Source organism: Undibacterium sp. Tian12W (assembly GCF_049339405.1).
Taxonomy (GTDB): domain Bacteria; phylum Pseudomonadota; class Gammaproteobacteria; order Burkholderiales; family Burkholderiaceae_D; genus Undibacterium.
Genome location: NZ_JBMPPK010000029.1, coordinates 40,191 through 61,858, shown reverse-complemented (window position 1 = coordinate 61,858; position 21,668 = coordinate 40,191). Strand labels below are relative to the sequence as shown.

Here is a 21,668-nt window from a genome sequence, read left to right as displayed (position 1 = left end):
TTAAATGCCTTATAGATAAGACGAGAAGTCTTGGTACCGAAGAAATTAATTAAAGAAAACCTGGTAGTAAACGCAGGTGCCGCCGTCTTCATGCGGACGCTGAAATTGCCCCTGGGCATGGTCAGCCAGTGTAGGGGCGATGGTCCAGACGTGTTTGCCCAGCACCGGGTGTTCGATAAGATAATTATCTTGCGCCAGAGGCAGTTTGGAGGAGCCGGAAAAAATCAACAATAAAGGCGTACGGAAGCTTTCTGGTATGCCACGGCGAGGGCGTTCTTCTGCTTCTACCAGCTCAAGTTGAATGATGCCGTTCGAGGTTTCAAGTTGAAACTTGTTGCCGATCAGAGGGTGAACTTGTTCTATGGTAATGGACATGGTCAGAGTGATGAAAAGTTTCACTTGCAAGAAAACGCAAGCATAGGCAGGATAACAAGCATGTTATTTTAACCAGCTTGGGAGTGCTTGTGTACAAATTACCTGCTGCGCTTATGTTGCGCAATGTAGATGCGGTAGAAGCGGTAGATGCTGTAGAGGCGGTACATGCGGCTGACCAGGCTTTCCTTGATGCCTTATACGCCAGCCGCCGTGAGGATTTGCGGCACATGCCTATGGATGTGGCCTTCATCACGCAAATGATCAAAATGCAACAGCATGTGCAGATGGAGGGTATCAGGCTCAATTACCCTGAAGCCCTGCATTTGATGATTGAAGATGATGGTCAGCCAGTTGGGCGTGTCATTATCGATACAGGCAGCAATGATGTGCGCCTGGTGGATATCGCGGTTATTCCCGCTGCGCAACGCCAGGGCATCGCCAGGGCAATCCTGCAGGCTTTGCAGGCACAGGCGGCAAATCACGGTAAAAGTGTCAGTCTCGCTGTTGAGCAAACCAATTTTGCGGCGCGGGGTTTGTATTTGCAGATGGGATTTGTCGCACTTAGCACTGATGAGCTGTTTGAGCAAATGCAATGGCGCGCCCATGCTCCGGCAGCATCTGAGACCTTGGCCAACGTAATGTCAGCCACTACCCTGGCCAGTAACATGACAAAACAGGGGCAGCTTGATGCCTCTGCCTAGTCGCTACCTGAAGTTGCCTTTCAGTTTTGACTTATCCCGTTTGCGTGCCGAGCTGCAGCAACTCGAAGCTTCTGCATGGATCAGGCACTTTAATACGAATGCCTACATCAACAATTGGACTTGCCTTCCCTTGCGCGCTGTTGATGGCCGCATGGATCACATCATGCCTGTGAATGAAGGCAACTTTCAGGATACTGCACTCATGCAAACCTGCCCGTATTTACGGGAAGTGGTCGATACGTTTCAATGTGAAAAAACTTCCGTGCGCCTGATGTCGCTGGAAGCCGGCGGCATCATCAAAGAGCACAGGGACGATGGTACTTCACTGGAGGATGGCATTACCCGTCTGCATGTACCTGTCACGACGACGCCCGATGTGCTGTTCAGGATTGATGGTGAAGAAGTGCATTTTTCTGCTGGTGATACCTGGTATCTGAATGCGGCATGCCTGCATGGGGTGGTCAATCCAGGTAATCAGGCGAGGGTGCATTTGATGATAGATTGCGTCAGTAACGCCTGGCTGGAGCAAGTGTTTCTTGATGCTGGCTGGATTGCCAGGCCCAGGCCAAAATATGATGACCCTGCCATTCACGACGGTAATGTGCTGGAAATCATCACCATGTTGCGTGCCACCGGCCAAAGCGCAGGCTTGCAAATTGCCAGCCGCCTTGAGGCCATCAGGCTGGGGCAGGCATTGCCGGACTAAACATGGAAATGAAACGCATGAGTATCAAAACGAGCTTCGCAGCCGAAGACAGAGCATTGTTGCGTGGCCAGCAAATAAATGCAGATCATTTGCCTTCAATGCTGGGCTGGTACCCGGTAGCAATTGATGCCGTGACCGGTACTTTACACTGGCGCCATCTCGGAAAGGCGCGGTTTCTGGAGTCGTTTTTTCTCGATACCCTGAACCAGCAAGGCCGCGAGCAAAGGCAAGTTTGTCAGACGACGCTGGAAAATTTGCCTGCGCAACTTGAGCACATGTCGCGATTGGCACCTGCGGCTTTTATTTTCCATGTGTCACGTTGCGGTTCTACCTTGCTGACGCAAATGCTGGCGTCGCTACCACAGTGCATAGTGATGTCAGAGCCGCCAGTCATTGATGCATTTTTTCGTTACCGTTACGAGCATCCTGAGACTCAGAATGCAACAGCGGTTTTTCAGAATCTGATTGCTGCGCTTGGACAAAGGCGTTCGACAGAAGACAGCCATTTTTTTATCAAGTTTGATAGCTGGCATTTGCCCTGGATACCCTTTGTGCGCGAGGCTTATCCTGACATTCCCATCATCTTTCTATACCGCGAACCGCAGGCTGTGCTTGCCTCGCACCATCGTCAGCGGGGGCCGCAGATGATACCTGGCCTGCTTAATACGACGCGACTGCAAGTTGAAGAAGCAAAAATCCCGGTAGCAGATTTTGATGTATACGCAGCAAGCATGTTGCACAGCATGTTTTGCGCAGGACTTGAACATGCGGTGGCTGAGGATTTGCTGCTGTTGAATTATCAGCAATTGCCCGGGGTAATGTGGGAGGATTTGCTAGGCCTGTTTCAACTCGATTGTGATGAGCAATCATTGGTGAAACTAAAAGAGCGTTCAGGCTTGCATTCCAAGCACCGCTACACCAGTTTTGCGGGTGATCCTCAGTCCGGGCATGCTGTGCTAACAAAACCCACTTCAGATTTTGTCCAACTCTGCGAGGAAAAGTATAGCCGACTAGAGCGACTGAGACTGAAAGTTAAAATTTGTTAAGTAGTATCATGATGAAAAATTTGCAGTGTATTTTTTGCACAAGGGTTGTAGAATTGGTTTGCTTTTTTTGAAATTGCTTGTTTGTTTGCATATGAAAGCCATTGATGAAAGCTCTGAATTCATGTTCCTTGATAGGGGTGAAGGCAGAAGAGACTAGATAGCACAATCCCTATTTGAACGATAACTTGAATTGGAGTATGCAATGGATGCATTTATGGGTACCATTTTGGCCGTAGGTTTTAACTATCCCCCACGTGGTTGGCTGTTCTGTAATGGTCAGACTGTCGCTATTTCCCAAAACTCAGCGATGTTTGCCTTGTTAGGCACGATGTATGGTGGTGATGGACAATCGACTTTTGGTATTCCTGATTTGCGTGGCCGTGTTGCTGTCGGCTCTCAAGGCGCAGGTCCCGGAATTGCCAATGTTGCGCAAGGTGAGAAAGCCGGCGTGAACAATGTCACTGCGATTGCAACTGGTACTGGCAGTGTAACTTTGACAGTCGCGAACCTGCCAGCACATACTCATAGCGTTGCTGTTGATGGTTCTGGCTTTACTACCGCATCAGTCATGAATGCGACCAGCAGTGGCCCAGCATCGCCAGCGTCATCGGGAACAGCACCATCTGCTAATGCCATACTGTGTAATTCTGGTGGCGGTGGTACTTCAGGTGCTGTTTATTTGCCAACAACCGGTGATGCAGCTAACCTGGTTCCACTCAATCCTAAGAGTGTAGTAACTACAGTAACTGGTACGGTCACTGTCACTTCTGGCCCTGCCGGCAGTGGCACACCGACAGCATTCCCTGTTACCACGACATCAACTAACACTGTTATGCAACCTTACCTGGGTTTGAATTACATCATCGCGATGGAAGGCATATTCCCATCCAGGAACTAAGTTCTTCCTGCATAAGAAAAATGGCACCTGTATCAAGGGTGCCATTTTTTATGCCTGTACCTGTAGCTTGCCGCCTGAGACTCTTTCTATCCCCGCCAGATCCCGCCAGCTTTGCACTTCGGTAAAATGATTTTGCATCAATAAGCCACGTACAGCTTCTGCCTGGTCATAACCATGTTCAAGCAAAATCCATCCATCTGACCGCAAGTGTAAATGCGACTGGCCTATGATTTGACGGTAGGCAGACAAGCCATCAGCATGGTCTGTCAGGGCATTGATGGGTTCAAAACGTAAGTCACCCTGTTGTAAATGAGCATCATTGACCACGATATAAGGCGGGTTGCTGACGATAGTTTGAAATCTTTTACCAGCCAGAACGGCATACCAGTCGCTGCAAAAAAAATCTATTTTATTTGCGGGCAGATGGCGCCTGGCATTTTCTTTCGCCACCGCGAGGGCAGCAGGGCTGACATCCAGCGCAGTCACTTGCAGGTCTGGTCTTTGATGGGCGATGGCGACTGCAATCGCACCTGAACCCGTGCCCATGTCCAGCAAGCTGGAATTGGCAGGGGCATATTGCAAAACCAGTTCCACCAGCAATTCAGTATCAGGCCGGGGGATAAGCACATCGGGTGTGACATGGAAATTCAGGCCAAAGAACTCACGCTCTTGCACGATGTAGGCAATTGGTTCGCCCTTGATGCGGCGGCAGAACAACTCGTCCATGATGGCGAGTTGTTCTGTACTCAGTACCATTTCAGACTGCGTGATCAGTTGTATGCGCGTCAGGCCCAGACCATGCATAAGTAGCAGGCGGGTGTCTATGCGGTCCAGCGGGCTGGCGTTTTCACAAGCAGCCAGGGTGATGCCGGGCTGTAGCCAGTCCAGCATTAGCGTGATGGGCCGAACATGCCGCGCTTGGTTTTTTGATTGCGTATCAACAACACCAGCAGTGTCAGGCTAAATAATATAAAAAATATCCCGGCCCAGGCTGGCAGTGACAAGCCCAGGGTAGGTGGATAAGGTGTTTCGCACAGGCCATCAGCCCTGAACATCGCTGGCCACCATTGCGCGAGGAAGAAACTGTTCAAGCCGGATTCCAGCGGATCGATACCGCAGGACAGGGCAGGGTGCTCAAGTATCCAGAAATGTTTGCCAGCGGCACCCAGACCAATCAAGCCAGACAACAGTGCCAGCCCGGTGGTGATGCGGTGCATGATGCCATCGGTAGCTACCGCAATCAGACAAAAAACCGCGATCAGGGCAAAGGCGTAGCGCTGGAATACGCAATACGGGCAAGGCAGCATTTTTTCCACGATTTGCAAATACATGGCAGCCGCCAGCAAGCCTATGCAGGTAAGGGCAATCGACAGCAAAAGTTTTTTCGACAGATTCATGGTGCACGCGATGAAAGAATTGTTATTGGACGCAATCCTGGCGTTTTAGTTCTGTATCGCAGGATAGTGGCAGCGAGTATCCGACAGTTTCATGCAATTGCGCAATCAAATACTGTTGATTTTACGCGAAAGCTGGTTTTGTCTTATGGATATGCTTATTTGTCATATCTATTAGCCATCTCTCATTGCATTTTTGTCGGCATTTCTGCTGGCATTCTTATCAATCATCACCGAGCTCAGCCAGCAGTTCGGCCTGATGTTCTGCTACCAGTGCAGTCGTTAATTCTGTCAGCTCACCATCCATGATGAAATCCAGTTTGTACAGGGTCAGGTTGATGCGGTGGTCGGTCATGCGGCCTTGTGGATAATTGTAGGTGCGTATGCGCTCACTGCGGTCACCGGAACCGATCAGGCTTTTGCGGGTGGCCGCTTCCTTGGCTTGCTTCTCACGCAACTGACCGTCCATGATGCGGGTTGCAAGCACGCGCATGGCTTGCGCCTTGTTTTGATGCTGGCTGCGGCCATCCTGGCATTCGACGACGATGCCGGTAGGGATATGCGTCAGGCGCACGGCGGAGTCGGTCTTGTTGATATGCTGACCACCAGCACCACTGGCGCGGAAGGTATCTATGCGCAGGTCAGCATTGTTGATGACTACGTCCGCAAGTTCATCGGCCTCAGGCATGACAGCAACCGTACAGGCGGAGGTATGGATGCGACCCTGGGTTTCTGTCGCCGGGACACGCTGTACGCGGTGGCCACCGGATTCAAATTTGAGTTTGGAATACACGCCCTGGCCAGCAAGGCGCACGATGACCTCTTTATAGCCGCCCAGCTCGGATGGCGATTCAGACATGATCTCGGTCTGCCAGCGATTGCGCTCAGCAAAACGCATATACATACGCAGCAAGTCACCGGCGAAGAGGGCTGCTTCATCACCACCCGTGCCAGCGCGGATCTCCATGAGGATATTGCGCTCGTCATTGGGGTCCTTTGGCAACAGCATGGTTTGCAAATCACTTTCCAGTGTCTGCATAGTGGTTTTTGCGGCTTCGATTTCGTCCTGGGCAAAGGCCTTCATGTCGGGGTCGCTGAGCATGAGCTCGGCTTCGGCGATATCGGCCTGGGCTTGTTTGTAATTGTTGTACAGCGCGACCAGCGGGTCTAGTTCGGCATGCTCGCGATTCAGTTTGCGGTAGCTGTCCATGTCATTGGTGGCACCTTCCTGCATGAGAAGGTGGCCAACTTCGTCGAGGCGTTCGGCAAGCTGGTCGAGCTTGTGTAGCATTGATGGTTTCATAATATATTCTTTGACTGTATAGCTAATGATGCTGATTACGCTAAGGATGGGGCGGGTCAGGCTGACCCAGAAGAAAATGCCCGTAAGCGCCTACGCGTACAGGCCAGCAGCGTAGCGAATCGCTAACGCTTTGTGCGGAATAATTGAGGTAACAGCGTGGCCAGGCGGGCGCGTTCATCGCCGCTGGCTTGATGCAAGGCCTGTTGCGGGCCATGCAGGAATTTGGCGGTGATGCCCTTGGACAAGGCTTCAAGTACCGCGTCTATATCATCGCCGCGTGCCAGCATCTTGCGTGCACGTTCGAGTTCTATCAGGCGCAATTGCTCGCTGCTTTCATGCAGGTCTTGTATCACCGGTACAACAGCACGGCCATCGACCCAGTGCATGAAGGATTGCACGCGGGTTTCTATGATGGCTTCTGCCTGTGCAACAGCAGCCTGGCGATTTTCCAGGCCGGTTTGTACAACGGTACCAAGATCATCGACAGTGTACAAAAACACGTCATCGAGCTTGGCGACTTCAGGTTCTATGTCGCGCGGTACCGCCAGGTCAACCATGAAGATGGGGCGGTGTTTGCGCGCCTTGACGACACGTTCTATCAGACCCAGGCCTATGATGGGCAGGGAAGATGCCGTGCAGGAAACGATGATATCGAATTGCGCCAGTTGCTGCGGCAAGTCGGCCAGGCGTATGGCTTTGCCGCTGAAGCGGTGCGCCAGTGCTTCACCACGTTCCAGCGTGCGGTTGGCAATGGTGAGCGACTTGGGGTTTTGTGCCGCAAAATGGGTGGCGCAGAGCTCTATCATCTCACCCGCACCGATGAACAAGACATGCTGGTCAGCGATCTTGTCAAAAATACGTTGTGATAATCTGACGGCAGCCGCCGCCATCGAGACACTGTGTGCGCCTATCTCTGTGGTAGTGCGTACTTCCTTCGCGACAGCGAAACTGCGCTGGAACATCTGGTGCAGATAAGTACCCAGGCCACCGGCTGCTTCTGCCTGGCGTACGGCATCTTTCATTTGGCCCAGGATTTGCGGCTCACCTATGACCATTGAATCCAGGCCAGAAGCAACGCGGAAAGCATGTCTTACCGCATTATCTTGCGGCAGTGTGTACAAGTGCGGACGTAAATCTGCATAAGACAGCTTATGAAAATCCGCCAAAAAGTGGGCGGTAGAATCAATCGCATTGGCTCCACTACAGGCTGCGTACAGTTCGGTACGGTTGCAAGTTGATAAAATTGCTGCCTCATTACCATGCCTTGCCACATTGTCATCGCGACCAAACCAGGCACGCGCAGCCACAACCGCCTGAGATATTTGCTCAGGCGAGAAGGCGACCTTTTCGCGCAAGGACAGCGGCGCGGTCGTGTGGTTGAGGCCAACAGCAGACAGTTGCATTGCAATTAAGCTCAATTAAGCTGGGGGAGGACGTAAGGCTTCATTATAACGCTTTGCATCAGCATTTTCCTGAACGTGGGCATTTGATGCATATCAAGTGAACCTTATAAACCAGGAATTATGCCTTTTTTGCAACATGCATTGCGCCAACATTTGCTTTGTTACCCATGCTTAAAGCCTGAATTTATTCCAGATCGGCTGGAATGCGCACATTGAATGTCGTACCTTCATTCGGCACGCTTGTGAAGTCTATCGTCGCCTGATGCCTGTCCAGCACAGCCTTGACGAAGACCATGCCCAGGCCTATGCCGTCATTTTTAGGCTGGTCACTGGTCTTGAAGCGCTGGAAGCGCTGGAATAGCCTGGCCTGGTCTGCATGGGTAATGCCATAGCCCTGGTCTGCGATAGAACAGACGATGACAGAGTCAGCCAGGCGCTGTTCACGCACGAGTGAGCAGGTGATGGTGGTGTTCTTGGGGCTGTATTTGATGGCGTTTGACAGCAGATTTGTCAGCACCCTGGTCATCAGCGAGTTATCTACCAGCACTGGGAATTCTTCATCCTGGATTTTTGTTTGTATGCGGATATTCTTGCTACGGGCCAGCGACCACATTTCTTCCGTCGCTACCAGCAAGATGTCCTGGAAGTCGGCTTCTTCATAGCGATAATTCTGCGACTCTGCCTGCGCGAGTTGTACAAAATTATCAGCCAGGCCCAAAGTGGAGCGCGATGCTCTTTCTATGCGTGCCATGAATTCATCCGCTGGCAGGGCGGTGCTGCTGTCTTTTTGCAATTCCAGCAGTGCCAGTATCGAGGCCTGTGGTGCGCGCATGTCGTGCGAAATGAAATGCAAAGTCTCGTCCCTGCTGCGTTCGGCGGCACGCACGCTGGTGATATCGATCAGGCTGACTATCCAGCCCACCAGCTGTTTTTCGCCGTTGTAACTCGGTGCGCTCTTGATCAGCAAATCCTTGCCCTGCGGGTCTCTGACCTCTATGCCCTGCGACATGGATTTGGTGTGTTTGATGTCGAGCAAATCCCACCAGCTAAAACTGGCATCTGAGCCGGTGTCAGCATTGCTTGGCGGGGACATCTTGGCGAACAGATAGGGTACCAGCGCATCATTGACCTTGGGCATGCCTATGCCGGCAAAATAATCAAGCGCAGGCTGGTTGCTCAGCAAGACATTGCCATCGGTAGTGGTGACCATCGTCGCATCGGGCAGGCTGGCCAGGCTGTCACTGACAAACTGACGCAGGTCACGTACCCGATCAACTGCTTCACGCATGGCATTGATGCTTTGTTCCAGGGTATCGGTCAGGGCACGAGCAGGTTCTTCATCGTCTTCATCAATAAACTCTGGCAACAGATGAGGCTCCTGGTCGAGTACCCGGAATTCTTCTGCCAGAAAGCGTATCGCCGCTTCCAGCCTGCGCCAGCTCCACAGAGGGTAGGCCAGGATGAGCGCAAACAGGGCTGCAGTGGGGGCAGCCCAATAACCCGCATACCTGAGCATGGCCCAGCTACCAAACATGGTGACGACCGCCACTACCGCAGTTGCCATCAGGGCCTTGCGTGGCGACAGCATCTGGTAAGCCATCAACGCCAGCGCCACTGCGAGTAAATTCAGCAGGTATAAATACAGCTTGGGCGCTGCATGTATGCTGCGCTGGTCCAGCAGCGCAGCGAGGATATTGGCATTGATCTCGACACCGGAAATCATGCCCTCGTTACCAGATACCGGCGTAGGAAAGGAGTCAGCCATGGCACTGGCCATAGGGCCGACCAGCACATACTTGTTCTTGAAAAAATCGGCAGGGACTTCACCACGCAAGACACTGACATAAGGCACAGAGCGGAAGTGCCCGCTGCTGCCAGCGAAAGGGATGTGGATCAGATAGTCGCGTTGCCAGGTACCAGGCTCAGGTGCTGCATTGCGCAAGCTGGCAGGCAGGCGTTCACCCGGCAAATTTGTTTCGGTACCCGGGGTCACCTGGCTACCGATGTCGGCCAGCGCCAGTGCAAAATGTGGCCACCATTCGCCATTCATGCCTTCGCGCAGAAAAACACTGCGTACCACGCCATCTTTATCCAGTTCCAGGTTGATGTGCGCCAGTTGACGCGCAGCACTTGCGAGCAAGGGAACAGGGCGCACCGTGGTCAGGCCCTTGCCCGCATTTTCCGAGATCAGCGGCAAGACCACGTTATTGCTGCGTACCAGTGCCTCTGCCAGTTGCTGGTCACCATTTTGCACCTGCTCATTGCGCTCTTCAGCTTCAGTAAAGACAAAGTCCATACCGATAGCCACAGGCTGGGCTGCGCTGATTTGCTTGATGAGTTCAGCATGACGCAGGCGCGGCCACGGCCATTTGCCAAGTTCGCTAAGGCTGTGGCTGTCTATGCCAACGATGATGATGTCATCCCGCGCCGGGCGGGAATTGAGTTGCATCAGCCTGTCATACAAGACCAGGTCAGTTCGCTCCAGGGTCTTGTAGTACAGCAGGCCAGCGGTGACGCAGAGGATGAGGATACTGAGAACCAGCCACTCGCGTAATGCAATACGTTCTACCTGTAAGTGGCTGTTTTTCATGGGGTGCTGCTAAATTTGCCTGTCCTTTTTTATGCTGTGATTGTATCAATAATTGGTGCCGATAGGGCCGCTGCCACTCTGTATGGGGGAGCCGTCCCCACTGGTCCAGCGCTGTTGCAGCGTGATTTTCTGGGTCGATGAGAAGGGGCTGACATAGCCATCCGGGTCAGTTGAGCGCACGCGGATGAAGTAAACACCTGCATCTGGCCGGTTGATCTTCAGTTCAGCCTTGTCGAGCTCCTTGCTCAGGAACAGTTTCTTGAAATCAGGATCAGTGCTGATCTGTATCAGGAATTTCTGTCCCGGTTCAGAAGCCCAGCTAAATGACAATTGATTGCCGTTGCCTTCATCCGGCGGTGCCAGGCTGGTGACTGGCAAGACCACGAATTTTTGCGCATCGCTGTAAGGGCCATGATCTGGCTTGCCATCTTTTTGCACTATCGTGGCGACATGCCAGAAATACTCACCTTCGGCAGGGCGGTCGGAACTGAACTGGACTTCTTTCAAGCCAGGTTTGTCGATGAGCAGATTCTTGAATTCTGCATCTTTGGCGACTTGCAAGTGATAAGCCACGGCATTGCTGGCTTCTGTCCAGGCAAAATCCAGGCGTTCAGCACGTACCTTGTTCTTAGGCTGTACCGTGAAAGGTGGTTCTGGCCTGGCTTTCAGGGTCACTGCTTTGACCAGTGGCAGGCCTTCCAGCCCCAACTTGTCGATGGCAGTGATACGTACAAAATAATTACCATCGGCGAAACCATCAAACTTGAAGCGGTTGTCTTTGTAGCGGTTTTCTGCCAATACGTTGATGATGTCTTTGTCCTGGGCGATTTGCACGCGATAGCCCGTAGCCGCAGCGTTGGTCTCTACCTGGAATTGCAGGGTAGGACGTTCTTGCAGCAGATAGCTTTCATTCATCTTCGGTGGTGGCAGCAAATCTACAGGCTTGCCCACACCAGTGGCTGAAACGATATTGCCCTTGCCTGTGGTCAGCACTAGTTCATCCGCTTTTTTGGCGACAGTATTATTGACGGCAACACCGCCTTCCAGCACCTCGTTGGCAATCCCATCTTCATTGACACCAACGCGGAAATTGGTGCCGCGTACACCCGCCACTGCGAGGTTGGTACGTACTTCAAAACGTCCCTTGTTGCTGACCAGCGAAGAAACGCGTGACTCTACCTTGCCCTGTAATAAGGTGACCTCAGTACGCGGGCTACCTGTATATTTGGTTTTACGCAACTTGGACAGGCTGACATTGCTGTTCGACGGAATCGAGATACGTGATTCATCCGGCAAGGCCATGGTCAGGAAACCATTTTTGTCAGTGCTGATCTGCGCGCCTTCTTTCAATACGCTACCCAGGGCCAGTGTGCCGCTTGTACCATCCGCAGCTTTGTAAGCCGGGTTGCCGGTCATGGCAATGACCTTGGCTTCGCTAGGTTCTTCTGGTAACAGTTCCAGCGGTATCAGTATCGCCGTGCCTATGGGTATCGCCCTGTCGTTACCTATCTTGTTGCGCTTGCCCAGTATCGGCCAGTTGGTGGTTTTGTCGGTGTAGCGTTTGGCGATCGATGTCAAAGTATCACCCTGCAGGGCGAAATAAGTCATGTCAGGCGGAGTATTGATAAAACTGCCGGGTGTACCTGTAGCCGCGGGGGCTGGCGCGGCAAAAGCGCCGAGAGGGGCAGCAATTGCCAGGCTCAGTAACATGCAATAGGGGGTCTTTTGCAAGAGCGTGGGGGCGCATGGTCTCATGCGGGACTCCTTGATGGGGAAAACTAAGCGGGGCAGCCTTGGCTGCCCCGGGGGTATTTATTCTGGTGTCATTTGTTCGAGGCGATAGCCATAACTATAGACCGGTGCCAGCCTGTAGCCATTTTCAGGACGCAATTCCAGTTTGCTGCGCACCCTGGAAATATGCGTATCCATGGTACGCGAAGGGATATCCACATCGCGTGACCATACTGCTTCGAGTATGTAGGCGCGGGACAGAGGGCGGCCCAGGTTGCGGAACAACAGCAGGGCCAGGTCGAATTCTTTCTGTGTCATTTCTACAGGCACATCATTGACACTGACGCGGCCAGCGCGGGTCTCAAATTTGTAGATGCCAAATTGCAAATGTTCAGACGCTGCCTGTGTTGGATAAGCGCGGCGTAACAGGGCTTGTACCCTGGCCACCATTTCACTGCGGCGTATCGGTTTGATCATGTAATCATCGGCACCGGCAGCCAGGCCAGCGACGATATCGTCTTCACCAGAGCGGCTGGTCATGAACAGAACCGGCAGCGTGGGCGAAAGTTTCTCGCGCACCCAGTGCAAGATTTCAGTGCCGCTCAGGTCTGGCACTTGCCAGTCCAGTATCAGCATGTCGTAACTCTCCCTGCGCAATTGATGCAGCATCTCTTTCCCGCTCAGGAAAGGGTGAGTCGTATGACCGGCTGCATTCAATATGGTGCAGACCAATTCGAGCAAGTTATTGTCGTCGTCAAGTACAGCGATTCTCATGGGATGTTACCGTTGATGTTCGGCAAATAAAGTGGAATATCTTCCATTATATCGAAAGCAAGTGAAAAAATAAGTAATTGTGAAAAAATGTGAATAAAACACAAATTACTTCTTGTTACAAACTTCCGCTAATAGAAGGCGATAATTGCTGATGTTGTTGTTTTTTAGTAAATTCCTTGTCGCACTGCCTGTATTTGCAAACCAGTCAGTGTCCTTAAGACTTAACTACGTAATTCCAGTTCCGGCAAAACGACATTGACATCCAGTACTTCCAGATTTCCCTGCTTATCCAATGACACTTTGATATCTTCCGGATTCACCTTGGTGTATTTGGAAATAACAGCGATCAGTTCTTCACGTAATGCAGGCAAAAAATCATAACCGCCTTCCCGGCCAGTACGCTCACGCGCAATGATGATTTGCAGGCGTTCCTTCGCCACATTGGCGGTTTTTGGTTTGGTATTAAATAAAAATGAAAGCAGAGCCATATTATTTGCCTCCGAAAATGCGTTGCAGCAGCCCCGGTTTTTCGTAATTGATGAAACGCAAGGGCACTTCTGCCCCCAAAAAGCGGGAAACCACGTCTTCATAGGCATCAGAAACATCACTGCCCTTCATATGAATGGCAGGGTTACCTTGATTAGACGCATGAAGTACCGCTTCGGATTCAGGAATAACACCAATCAGCGGTATGCGCAAGATTTCCTGTACATCGGTATAAGACAACATCTCTCCCGCTTCTACCCTTTTTGGTGAGTAGCGGGTGATCAGCAGATGTTCCTTGACTGGCTCACCACCGGCCTGGGCACGCTTGGACTTGGCCTGGATGATACCCAGGATGCGGTCAGAATCCCTGACGGACGAGACTTCAGGGTTGGTCACGACGATGGCTTCATCGGCAAAAGTCAGCGCCATGACGGCACCACGCTCGATACCGGCAGGCGAATCGCAGACGATAAATTCAAAATCCATCTTGATCAGGTCATTCAATACCCGTTCCACGCCTTCTTCTGTCAGGGCATCTTTATCGCGGGTTTGTGAGGCGGGCAAAATAAACAGGTTATCGCAGTGTTTATCCTTGATCAGGGCCTGGTTCAGCGTCGCTTCACCGCTGATGACGTTCACCAGGTCATACACGACACGGCGTTCACAGCCCATGATGAGGTCAAGGTTGCGCAGGCCTACGTCAAAGTCCAGCACGGCTGTCTTGTGGCCGCGCATGGCCAGGCCTGAAGAAAAACTGGCACTGGAAGTAGTCTTGCCTACGCCGCCCTTACCGGATGTCACAACGATGATTCTTGCCACAAATAACTCCTTTTATCTATCCAAGATACTGAAAATTGAGGCTGCTAATCTCCAGTACAAGCTGCAAATTAGCCTGCTGATTTCACTGATGATACTTCAATACTGTCACCAAGCAGTTTAACTTGAACCGGATGATGGGGTAGTAAGGCCGGGAAGCCATTTTCAAACGTACGGTAAATCCCGGCAATGGAAACCAGTTCAGGCTCCATGGTCAGGGCAAAAATCCTGGCTTCGGTATTTCCCGTTGCGCCAGCCAGGGCGCGGCCACGCAAAGGCGCATAAATATGGATGCTTCCATCGGCAATGACTTCAGCCCCGTTATTGACTGAGGCGGTAATAATCAGGTCAGCCCCGCGTGCATAAATGCGCTGGCCAGCGCGCACAGGCGTGTCTATCACCATGGCAGGCATATTGCGGATGATGACTTGTGGTTCAACTGCAACGGGCGCCGGGGCCGCTACTACCTCTACAGGTGCTGGAGCTGGCTGCTGTTCAACTGGCGTTTCAAGCGGGGCTTCAAGCTTAAGTTCAGGCTCTGCCCTGGGTTTGCTGACCACATCTATGCTCAGGCCATGCGAGCGTATGGTGGCATGGTCCTCTTCACGCGCATGGCGCACCGCAACCGGGTTTAGTCCATGCGACTTGAACAGCGGGATCAGTGCATTCCAGTCCAGCGTCTGTTCAGTAATGGCTTCGACATCAATGACGGCAAATTCGTCATCAAAAAAATCAGGCGAACCCGCGGTCATTTCCTTCAATGCGGCTTCGAGCACAGGAAAAGCGGAGTCATGCAGCAAAATTGCAACAGCAACAACAGTAGAAATCTTGATCTCAATGGGCTTGCGCGTCAGGCTGTTTTGCATGGCATCCAAAAAAAATAGTGGTAAATCTGCTTATTGCCCAAATACTTGCACAGGAGGAATAATTACATTCTCTTATGTCAGCATTATATTCATGTACCAATTGTGGCAAGCATGAAAAGGACTAATCCTACCAATAGGCGGGCAGGATTGCAAAATTATGCACTTTTTATTTTACAAAGCTACAAAAACTGAGATGAGTACACTTAAAACTACTTAAAAAGCATGTGCTTCGTGCAAGCTTTCCAGTATATTAATTTTCATTGCTGACAAAGCCGCATGCGTCCGCTGGCGTGGTCTTTTCTGCAATACGGCAAATTCTTGTCGTATGCTAGCGGTATGTTGAACCGACTGTTGTTCCATTAGTACGACACGGTCACTCAAATACAGGGCTTCATCAATATCATGGCTGACCAGGATGACGGTCAAACCATGCTCGCTGGCGATATTGATCAGCAAATCCTGCAACTTCATGCGGGTGAACGCATCCACAGCAGAAAAAGGCTCATCCAGTAACAGGATTTTTGGGCTGGAGAATAAGCCACGGGCAATCGCTACGCGCTGTGCTTGGCCGCCGGACAATTGCTTGGGCAAGGCATGTTGATAGCCATGTATGCCGACTTCCGCCAATAGCCTGGCAACTTTAGGCTGGTCGCGGCTGGCATCATCGCTGTCGAAAGCAATATTTTGGGCCACCGTCAGCCAGGGGAACAAGCGTGGTTCCTGGAAGATAAAACCTATGTCGCGGCTGACGCCCTGCAACTTGCGGCCATGCAGGCTGATTTGCCCTTCGAAACTGCCATCCAGCCCGGCAATGATGGATAACAGGGTACTCTTGCCACAGCCACTCGCGCCGATCAGGCTGAGGATTTCACCCTGTTGCACGCTGAGTTGCAGGTTCTTGAGTATCTGACGTGTGCCATAGGATTTTCTGGTGACTTCGATTTGTAAAAAGGGGGACGAAAAGCTGCTCATCTCAAGTCCTGTTACCGTGTTGGTAAGTATCACGCCAGGCCAGCAAATGCGTTTCCAGTTTTTGCATGAGCAAGTCGCTGCTCTTGCCCAAGACCGCGAGTATAGCTATCGCCGCCAGCACGATATCGGCACGGCTGGTTTCGCGGCCATCCGTCAGCAAATAACCCAGGCCCTGGCTGGCAGCAATCAGTTCTGCCGCCACCATGAACATCCAGGCCAGGCTGAGCCCATTGCGCAGGCCCGTGATAATGGCCGGCAAAGCGGCGGGCAAGAGGATGCGTCTGATCATGGCGGTGGTCGATAAGTGATACAGCTTGCCCACTTCGATGAGACGCCGATCTACCCCGCGTATTCCCGATACCACACCCATATAAACGGGGAAGAAAGCACCGATGGCGATCAACACCAGTTTGGGTGCTTCATCTATGCCCAGCCACAGCAAGAGCAAAGGCACCCAGGCCAGTGACGGTATCGCACGCAAAGCCTGGAAGCTGGGGTCCAGTATCGCCTCCAGGCGAGTACTCAAACCCACCAGTGAACCGGTCAGGATAGCCAGACCGGCGCCTGCGATAAAACCTGCCGCCACTCTGGCGCTGCTTATGCCTATATGTGCCAGCAAGCCTTGCTGCCCCAGATGAACAATGGTGTTGAAAATCTCACTGGGAGCAGGCAAGTGATTGGCCGCGATCCAGCCACGGCTGACACTGACTTCTGCCAGCAGGATCAGGGCGAAGGGCAGGATCAGGCCCAACAAGAAACGCGGCATGACAGGACTTTGCCTGCTGGCAGAGGCGGTCTTGACGGGCGTGTCCGCAATAATGATGGCGCTGGTCGATGGCATGATGCTGGTCTGCTTGATTACACCGTGATCAGCTTCTGGGCAAAGCGGGTATCGATGAGGTCGAGTATGGTACGGTTCAGATCAACACCCGGTTTCACCAGGCCTTCATCCTGCAGTATAGGCGCGGCGACCTGCAAGGCCTGTATGTGTTCATTCGATGGCAGGGCATTGCTAAAGTCACTGCGCAATTTAATTTGCAACAAAGCCACTGGCAAACTGACCTTGGCTTCTTCAGACAAAATTTTCGCCGCCTCAGTTGGGTTAGTACGTATCCATGCCCTGGCTTTTTCATAGGCCCGCAATACGCGACTTACTTCCGGTCCGTGATTGTTCAGGAATTCTTCACGTACATTCAAGAAGCCATAAGTATTGAAAGCGACGTTACGATAAATTAGGCGCGAATTGGCCTCAAGTTCACTGGCTGCCATGTGCGGATCAAGCCCTGCCCAGGCATCTACTTTGCCTTGTTCCAGCGCGGCGCGGCCATCGGCATGTTGCAAGCCCACATGTTCAATGTCTGAACGTTTCAGGCCTGCGGTCTTCAAGGCGCGCAGTAAAAACAGATAAGGATCAGTGCCCTTGGTCGCGGCGACCTTCTTGCCTTTTAAATCGGCCAAAGTGTGTATCGCAGAATCCTTGCGCACTACCAGCGCCGTCCATTCAGGGCGTGAAAAAATATATGGTGTTTTGATGGGGTTGCCATTGGCCCTGGCCAGCAAGGCTGCCAGGCCCGCGGTGGAACCTATGTCCAGGCTATTCGCATTCAGGTATTCCAGTGCGCGGTTACTGCCTGCACTGAGCACCCACTTGATATTCGTACCATCTGCCTTGAACTCTTCTTCGAGCCAGCCAAAGCGGCGCAACACCAGGCTGGTTGGCGAGTAATAAGCATAGTCGAGACGCAATTCCTTGAGCGGTGATGCAGCATGGACGAGTGATGGCAAGCTCGCAATGCCAGTGGTTGCAGCGACAGTAGATAGTTGTAGAAAATGGCGGCGTTTCATGACGTTTCCTGATGATGTTATTGTGTTTTATTGGATGCGATCTTTTAGGCCGCATCAGCCAGCGGTTTGTTGATATGTGTATTCCTGCCTATGTGGTTTTCTGGAAGTCGTGAGCCTCGCTGGAATAACTGCTGGCGCAAAGTACCATCGCTGTAGCTGGTTTTATAACGGCCACGTCTCTGCAATTCCGGTACGATGAACTTCACCACATCTCTGATGGTTTCATGCGCGAGAGCGAAAGTCAGGTTGAAGCCATCAATGCCGGTTTCATCCAGCCATGCTTCGAGTTGATCAGCCACTTCCCTTGCATCGCCAACAAGCACAGGGCCACGGCCACCGAGGGCGATAAATTCTGCGGCTTCGCGCACTGTCCATTTTTTGCCAGGGTCAGCAGAACTGAATGAAGCCAGCGCAGAGCGGCCCGCTTCAGATTCTATGTAATCGATAGTCGCATCCAGTGGCAACTTCGAAAAATCTACACCTGTCCAGCCAGACAATAAAGCCAGTGAAGCATCAATATCAATGTACTGGCGATATTCCTGATATTTGGCTTTTGCAGCTTCGCTGCTTTCTGCCGTAATGATCAATGCTTGTGCGTAGATATACACATCGCCAGCTTCACGCCCAGCAGTTTTCAATGCCGCGCGAGTATCATCAACATAGCGCTTCACCACATGTTTACTGGGGCCGCTGACGAAAGTGCATTCTGCATGCTGAGCCGCAAAGGCTGTGCCGCGTGCTGAATTACCCGCCTGGAATAACAGGGGTGTTCTTTGCGGTGAAGGCTCGGACAAATGTATGCCGGGCACGCTATAGTATTTGCCATGATGATTTATGGCATGCACATGCGCCGGGTCGGTATAAATACCACGCTCCTTATCGCGCACCACAGCCTGATCATCCCAGCTTTTTTCCCATAATTTATAGACCACTTCCATGTACTCATCCGCCAGGTTATAGCGCTCATCATGGCTTAGTTGTTTTTGCAGGCCCAGGTTACGGGCTGCGCTATCCAGATAACCGGTCACGATATTCCAGCCTATGCGTCCCTGTGTCAGATGATCCAGGGTAGAGATGCGTCGCGCAAAAGTATAAGGGTGTTCATAAGTCAGTGCGCAAGTCACCCCAAAGCCCAGGTGTCTGGTGACGCTAGCCATCAGCGGCACCAGTGCCAGCGGGTCATTCAACGGCACTTGTATCGCATGGCGCAATGCTGCATCGGTGTCACCGGCATAGACGTCATATACACCCAGCACATCTGCCAGAAAGATGGCATCAAACAAGCCTTCTTCCAGCAGGCGTGCCAACTCTGTCCAGTGATCTGCGCTGGTGTAGCGATGGCTATTATCCCTGGGATGACGCCACATGCCGGGCGATTGATGCCCGACCGTGTTCATCTGGAATGCATTGAAGCGGATAAGCTTTTTGCTCATAAAAATATTTTTACTTGGCTGCGACTTCAAGTGCTACCTGATAATCAGGTTTGGCAAAACCCGAAAAATGTTTATTGGTTACTTCCAAAAATTCCCTGGAGCGATAAGCTGCTTCCAGGTCTTTTACCCAGGGTTTGCTCTTGTCATCAGTGCGTATGGCAACCAGGTTTTGATAATTGGGGGAGATTTTTTCGCGCGCCAGTGCTTCATTGAGTTTCAGGCCAGACGCCAGTGCGAAATTGCCATTCACGAAAGAGAAATCAGTGTCTTCGAGAGAGCGTGGCAATTGTGCTGCTTCCAGTGGTATCAGTTTGATTTTCTTGAGGTTGTCAGCGACATCTTTTTCAGATGCACGGATAGGGTCGATATTTGCCTTCAGCTTGATCCAGCCCAGTTGATCCAGCAAGACCAGCGCCCGCGCCTGGTTGGTCGGGTCATTGGGCAAGGCAACGGTTGTACCTTCTTTGACTTCGTTCAGGGACTTGTGTTTTTTACTGTAGATGGCAATCGGTGCAGTTGGCACCTTGATCAATTCCGATAGTGCCAGTTTATTGTCGGTCGAAAATTTCTTCAGATAGATGATGTGCTGGAAGGCATTCGCATCCAGTGAGCCTTCTGCCAGTGCAAAGTTGGGTTGGATATAATCATTGAATTCGACAACCTTGACCTTGTAACCCTGTTTTTCCAGTATGGGTTTGATACCCAGTTTGACCTGGTCAGCATAGGGACCAGCACTGGTGCCTATCACCAGTTCTTTTGGGTCTTTTGCGAAGGCTGAGTCAGTCAAAGTAGTGGAGAGTGCAAGAGCGAGTGTAGCTAGCAGGAATGGGCGACGATGCATGAGAGTGTCCTTTTGAAAAATAAAGAATTAGCGTTTATCGATATGGCGGGCAATACGGTTGCCCGTGAACTGTATGATCTGCACCAGTGCAATCAGCAGGGCAACCGTGATGAACATGACATCGGTCTGGAAGCGGTAATATCCATAGCGTATCGCCAGGTCACCTATGCCGCCGCCGCCAACTACACCAGCGACAGCGGAGTAAGACAGGAAGCTGATCGCCAATACCGTCAGTGCCAGCACCAGGCCACTGCGTGCTTCCACCAACAAGACGCGGAGAATGATTTGCAACTCAGACGCGCCCATGGCATGCGCAGCTTCAATCACGCCGCGTGGCACTTCACGAAAACTCTGCTCTACCAGACGGGCGAAATAGGGTATGGCCGCAATCGACAAGGGCACGGCTGCTGCCAGTGGGCCTATTGAGGTGCCGACTATGAAACGTGTGAAAGGCACCAGCGCCACTAGCAAAATAATGAATGGGAATGAGCGTATGGTATTCACCAGCCAACCCAGGAAAACTGCCAGTGGGCGGTTTTGCAGCGACTGACCGTCACCCACCAGGAAAAGCAAAACACCCAGCGGGCCGCCTATCAGCACCGCAGCACTCAGGCCTATGGCCAGCATGGTGAAAGTCTGCAATGCAGCTGTACCCAGTTCTGGCAATAATGAAGTCAGGTTTTCAAACATGGCTTAACTCCTTCCACTGTGCATTGCTGCCATTTTCCTGTCCATGAAAAGCAAGCTCACGGCCGAGCGCAGTCTTGCGCAGGATGCCTGTATCGGCCAGTGAAAAACTCTCGGCAATTTCACCGTCTTCGATAACGGCTACCTTATTGCAGATGGTACTGAGCACAGACAGTTCATGGCTGACGATGACGATAGTGACGCCCAGGCGCTGGTTGATATCCCGCAGCGTATCTAGCACTTCGCGTGTGGTTTCTGCATCCAGTGCCGAGGTCGGTTCATCGCATAAGACCACATTGGGTTTGCTGGCCAGCGCACGGGCAATTGCCACGCGTTGTTTTTGGCCGCCGGATAATTGGGCTGGGTAGCTTTCTGACTTATTGGAAAGACCGACAATGTCCAGGCATTCAGCAACACGTCCGGCGATTTCATGTCTGCTTTGCTTCGTGTGTATTCTCAATGGAAAGGCCACGTTCTCAAACACACTGGCGTTTTGCAGCAAATTGAATTGCTGAAAAATCATGCCTATGTTTTGCCTGGCGACGCGCAGTTCTTTTTTACCTAGTCTGGTCAGTTCCTGCCCGGCGACGGCGACTGTGCCGTTATCCGGACGTTCAAGCAAATTAATCAGTCGCAGTAACGTTGATTTACCAGCGCCACTTTTGCCGATCAGGCCAAAGATATCGCCTTGTTCAATATCGAGACTGACAGATTTGACTGCATGAAAAGTCTTGCCATCCGGTAGAGGAAAAGCCTTGCTGACAGACTGTATTTGTATAATAGGTGTGCTCACGTTTATTG

22 protein-coding genes are annotated in these 21,668 nt (G+C 51.8%); 4 read left to right on the top strand and 18 right to left on the bottom strand.

Annotated features, from left to right (window positions below; genetic code table 11):
- Positions 1 to 45: 45 nt before the first annotated feature.
- Positions 46 to 375 carry a DUF6916 family protein gene (locus ACO0LI_RS27505; RefSeq protein WP_422953525.1) on the bottom strand — a complete coding sequence of 110 codons (330 nt, stop codon included), beginning with the start codon at positions 373 to 375 and terminating at the stop codon, positions 46 to 48.
- 89 nt (positions 376 to 464) lie between these two features.
- On the opposite strand from ACO0LI_RS27505, the gene ACO0LI_RS27500 reads away from it, so the two are divergent.
- From ACO0LI_RS27500 to ACO0LI_RS27485, 4 genes are all read left to right on the top strand, one after another.
- Positions 465 to 1,076, top strand: coding sequence for a GNAT family N-acetyltransferase (locus ACO0LI_RS27500; RefSeq protein ID WP_422953526.1), 612 nt, complete (start codon positions 465 to 467; stop codon positions 1,074 to 1,076).
- Positions 1,063 to 1,782: an aspartyl/asparaginyl beta-hydroxylase domain-containing protein gene (locus ACO0LI_RS27495; protein ID WP_422953527.1), complete on the top strand. Its 720-nt coding sequence runs from the start codon at positions 1,063 to 1,065 to the stop codon at positions 1,780 to 1,782. The genes ACO0LI_RS27500 and ACO0LI_RS27495 overlap by 14 nt, the downstream gene beginning before the upstream one ends.
- A gap of 17 nt (positions 1,783 to 1,799) precedes the next feature.
- Positions 1,800 to 2,828, top strand: a complete 1,029-nt coding sequence (locus ACO0LI_RS27490; RefSeq protein ID WP_422953528.1) for a sulfotransferase — start codon at positions 1,800 to 1,802, stop codon at positions 2,826 to 2,828.
- A gap of 214 nt (positions 2,829 to 3,042) precedes the next feature.
- Entirely contained in the window at positions 3,043 to 3,726 is a 684-nt protein-coding gene (locus ACO0LI_RS27485) for a phage tail protein (RefSeq protein WP_422953529.1), read from the top strand.
- A 48-nt stretch (positions 3,727 to 3,774) separates the two neighbouring features.
- On the opposite strand, the gene prmC is transcribed toward ACO0LI_RS27485, so the two are convergent.
- The 17 genes from prmC to ACO0LI_RS27400 all read right to left on the bottom strand — a co-directional run bounded on the left by prmC (position 3,775) and on the right by ACO0LI_RS27400 (position 21,660).
- Positions 3,775 to 4,617 (bottom strand): peptide chain release factor N(5)-glutamine methyltransferase, encoded by an 843-nt coding sequence (gene prmC / locus ACO0LI_RS27480; RefSeq protein WP_422953530.1) that lies wholly within the window; start codon positions 4,615 to 4,617, stop codon positions 3,775 to 3,777.
- Positions 4,617 to 5,123 carry a disulfide bond formation protein B gene (locus ACO0LI_RS27475; RefSeq protein WP_422953531.1) on the bottom strand — a complete coding sequence of 169 codons (507 nt, stop codon included), beginning with the start codon at positions 5,121 to 5,123 and terminating at the stop codon, positions 4,617 to 4,619. Before ACO0LI_RS27475 ends, prmC begins: the two co-directional genes overlap by 1 nt.
- Before the next feature lie 220 nt (positions 5,124 to 5,343).
- A complete protein-coding gene (prfA, locus tag ACO0LI_RS27470) occupies positions 5,344 to 6,423 on the bottom strand; it encodes a peptide chain release factor 1 (protein WP_422953532.1) in 1,080 nt (359 codons plus the stop codon).
- Between the two features lie 122 nt (positions 6,424 to 6,545).
- On the bottom strand, positions 6,546 to 7,826 hold the full coding sequence (gene hemA, locus ACO0LI_RS27465) for a glutamyl-tRNA reductase (RefSeq protein ID WP_422953533.1): 1,281 nt from the start codon (positions 7,824 to 7,826) through the stop codon (positions 6,546 to 6,548).
- A 184-nt stretch (positions 7,827 to 8,010) separates the two neighbouring features.
- Positions 8,011 to 10,416, bottom strand: coding sequence for a CHASE2 domain-containing protein (locus ACO0LI_RS27460; protein WP_422953534.1), 2,406 nt, complete (start codon positions 10,414 to 10,416; stop codon positions 8,011 to 8,013).
- A gap of 45 nt (positions 10,417 to 10,461) precedes the next feature.
- Positions 10,462 to 12,171, bottom strand: coding sequence for a FecR domain-containing protein (locus tag ACO0LI_RS27455; RefSeq protein WP_423036725.1), 1,710 nt, complete (start codon positions 12,169 to 12,171; stop codon positions 10,462 to 10,464).
- A gap of 57 nt (positions 12,172 to 12,228) precedes the next feature.
- Positions 12,229 to 12,921 carry a response regulator transcription factor gene (locus tag ACO0LI_RS27450; RefSeq protein WP_162043428.1) on the bottom strand — a complete coding sequence of 231 codons (693 nt, stop codon included), beginning with the start codon at positions 12,919 to 12,921 and terminating at the stop codon, positions 12,229 to 12,231.
- A gap of 221 nt (positions 12,922 to 13,142) precedes the next feature.
- Entirely contained in the window at positions 13,143 to 13,409 is a 267-nt protein-coding gene (gene minE, locus ACO0LI_RS27445; protein ID WP_422953536.1) for a cell division topological specificity factor MinE, read from the bottom strand.
- Position 13,410: 1 nt separating this feature from the next.
- Positions 13,411 to 14,226, bottom strand: coding sequence for a septum site-determining protein MinD (gene minD / locus ACO0LI_RS27440; RefSeq protein ID WP_162060871.1), 816 nt, complete (start codon positions 14,224 to 14,226; stop codon positions 13,411 to 13,413).
- 68 nt (positions 14,227 to 14,294) lie between these two features.
- Positions 14,295 to 15,089, bottom strand: a complete 795-nt coding sequence (gene minC, locus ACO0LI_RS27435; protein ID WP_422953537.1) for a septum site-determining protein MinC — start codon at positions 15,087 to 15,089, stop codon at positions 14,295 to 14,297.
- Positions 15,090 to 15,302: 213 nt separating this feature from the next.
- Complete coding sequence (locus ACO0LI_RS27430; RefSeq protein ID WP_423036723.1) at positions 15,303 to 16,061, bottom strand: ABC transporter ATP-binding protein; 759 nt, start codon at positions 16,059 to 16,061, stop codon at positions 15,303 to 15,305.
- 1 nt (position 16,062) lies between these two features.
- Positions 16,063 to 16,902 carry an ABC transporter permease gene (locus ACO0LI_RS27425; RefSeq protein WP_423036721.1) on the bottom strand — a complete coding sequence of 280 codons (840 nt, stop codon included), beginning with the start codon at positions 16,900 to 16,902 and terminating at the stop codon, positions 16,063 to 16,065.
- Positions 16,903 to 16,919: 17 nt separating this feature from the next.
- Positions 16,920 to 17,906 carry an aliphatic sulfonate ABC transporter substrate-binding protein gene (locus ACO0LI_RS27420; RefSeq protein ID WP_423036719.1) on the bottom strand — a complete coding sequence of 329 codons (987 nt, stop codon included), beginning with the start codon at positions 17,904 to 17,906 and terminating at the stop codon, positions 16,920 to 16,922.
- Positions 17,907 to 17,950: 44 nt separating this feature from the next.
- Positions 17,951 to 19,339 (bottom strand): LLM class flavin-dependent oxidoreductase, encoded by a 1,389-nt coding sequence (locus ACO0LI_RS27415; protein WP_423036717.1) that lies wholly within the window; start codon positions 19,337 to 19,339, stop codon positions 17,951 to 17,953.
- 10 nt (positions 19,340 to 19,349) lie between these two features.
- Positions 19,350 to 20,180 carry a MetQ/NlpA family ABC transporter substrate-binding protein gene (locus tag ACO0LI_RS27410; RefSeq protein WP_423036715.1) on the bottom strand — a complete coding sequence of 277 codons (831 nt, stop codon included), beginning with the start codon at positions 20,178 to 20,180 and terminating at the stop codon, positions 19,350 to 19,352.
- 27 nt (positions 20,181 to 20,207) lie between these two features.
- The gene (locus tag ACO0LI_RS27405; RefSeq protein WP_423036713.1) at positions 20,208 to 20,870 is read right to left on the bottom strand and encodes a methionine ABC transporter permease; all 663 of its coding nucleotides are present in this window, start codon (positions 20,868 to 20,870) and stop codon (positions 20,208 to 20,210) included.
- Complete coding sequence (locus ACO0LI_RS27400) at positions 20,863 to 21,660, bottom strand: methionine ABC transporter ATP-binding protein (RefSeq protein ID WP_423036711.1); 798 nt, start codon at positions 21,658 to 21,660, stop codon at positions 20,863 to 20,865. Before ACO0LI_RS27400 ends, ACO0LI_RS27405 begins: the two co-directional genes overlap by 8 nt.
- Positions 21,661 to 21,668 lie beyond the last annotated feature (8 nt).

What these genes read in the sequence shown, in the direction of transcription:
- ACO0LI_RS27450 (WP_162043428.1), bottom strand. Translation starts at nt 12,921, where the DNA reads ATGAGAATCGCTGTACTTGACGACGACAATAACTTGCTCGAATTGGTC.
- ACO0LI_RS27405 (WP_423036713.1), bottom strand. Translation starts at nt 20,870, where the DNA reads ATGTTTGAAAACCTGACTTCATTATTGCCAGAACTGGGTACAGCTGCA.
- prmC (WP_422953530.1), bottom strand. Translation starts at nt 4,617, where the DNA reads ATGCTGGACTGGCTACAGCCCGGCATCACCCTGGCTGCTTGTGAAAAC.
- minE (WP_422953536.1), bottom strand. Translation starts at nt 13,409, where the DNA reads ATGGCTCTGCTTTCATTTTTATTTAATACCAAACCAAAAACCGCCAAT.
- ACO0LI_RS27455 (WP_423036725.1), bottom strand. Translation starts at nt 12,171, where the DNA reads ATGAGACCATGCGCCCCCACGCTCTTGCAAAAGACCCCCTATTGCATG.
- hemA (WP_422953533.1), bottom strand. Translation starts at nt 7,826, where the DNA reads ATGCAACTGTCTGCTGTTGGCCTCAACCACACGACCGCGCCGCTGTCC.
- ACO0LI_RS27420 (WP_423036719.1), bottom strand. Translation starts at nt 17,906, where the DNA reads ATGAAACGCCGCCATTTTCTACAACTATCTACTGTCGCTGCAACCACT.
- minC (WP_422953537.1), bottom strand. Translation starts at nt 15,089, where the DNA reads ATGCAAAACAGCCTGACGCGCAAGCCCATTGAGATCAAGATTTCTACT.
- prfA (WP_422953532.1), bottom strand. Translation starts at nt 6,423, where the DNA reads ATGAAACCATCAATGCTACACAAGCTCGACCAGCTTGCCGAACGCCTC.
- ACO0LI_RS27460 (WP_422953534.1), bottom strand. Translation starts at nt 10,416, where the DNA reads ATGAAAAACAGCCACTTACAGGTAGAACGTATTGCATTACGCGAGTGG.
- ACO0LI_RS27415 (WP_423036717.1), bottom strand. Translation starts at nt 19,339, where the DNA reads ATGAGCAAAAAGCTTATCCGCTTCAATGCATTCCAGATGAACACGGTC.
- ACO0LI_RS27490 (WP_422953528.1), top strand. Translation starts at nt 1,800, where the DNA reads ATGAGTATCAAAACGAGCTTCGCAGCCGAAGACAGAGCATTGTTGCGT.
- ACO0LI_RS27425 (WP_423036721.1), bottom strand. Translation starts at nt 16,902, where the DNA reads ATGCCATCGACCAGCGCCATCATTATTGCGGACACGCCCGTCAAGACC.
- ACO0LI_RS27430 (WP_423036723.1), bottom strand. Translation starts at nt 16,061, where the DNA reads ATGAGCAGCTTTTCGTCCCCCTTTTTACAAATCGAAGTCACCAGAAAA.
- ACO0LI_RS27485 (WP_422953529.1), top strand. Translation starts at nt 3,043, where the DNA reads ATGGGTACCATTTTGGCCGTAGGTTTTAACTATCCCCCACGTGGTTGG.
- ACO0LI_RS27495 (WP_422953527.1), top strand. Translation starts at nt 1,063, where the DNA reads ATGCCTCTGCCTAGTCGCTACCTGAAGTTGCCTTTCAGTTTTGACTTA.
- ACO0LI_RS27505 (WP_422953525.1), bottom strand. Translation starts at nt 375, where the DNA reads ATGTCCATTACCATAGAACAAGTTCACCCTCTGATCGGCAACAAGTTT.
- ACO0LI_RS27410 (WP_423036715.1), bottom strand. Translation starts at nt 20,180, where the DNA reads ATGCATCGTCGCCCATTCCTGCTAGCTACACTCGCTCTTGCACTCTCC.
- ACO0LI_RS27475 (WP_422953531.1), bottom strand. Translation starts at nt 5,123, where the DNA reads ATGAATCTGTCGAAAAAACTTTTGCTGTCGATTGCCCTTACCTGCATA.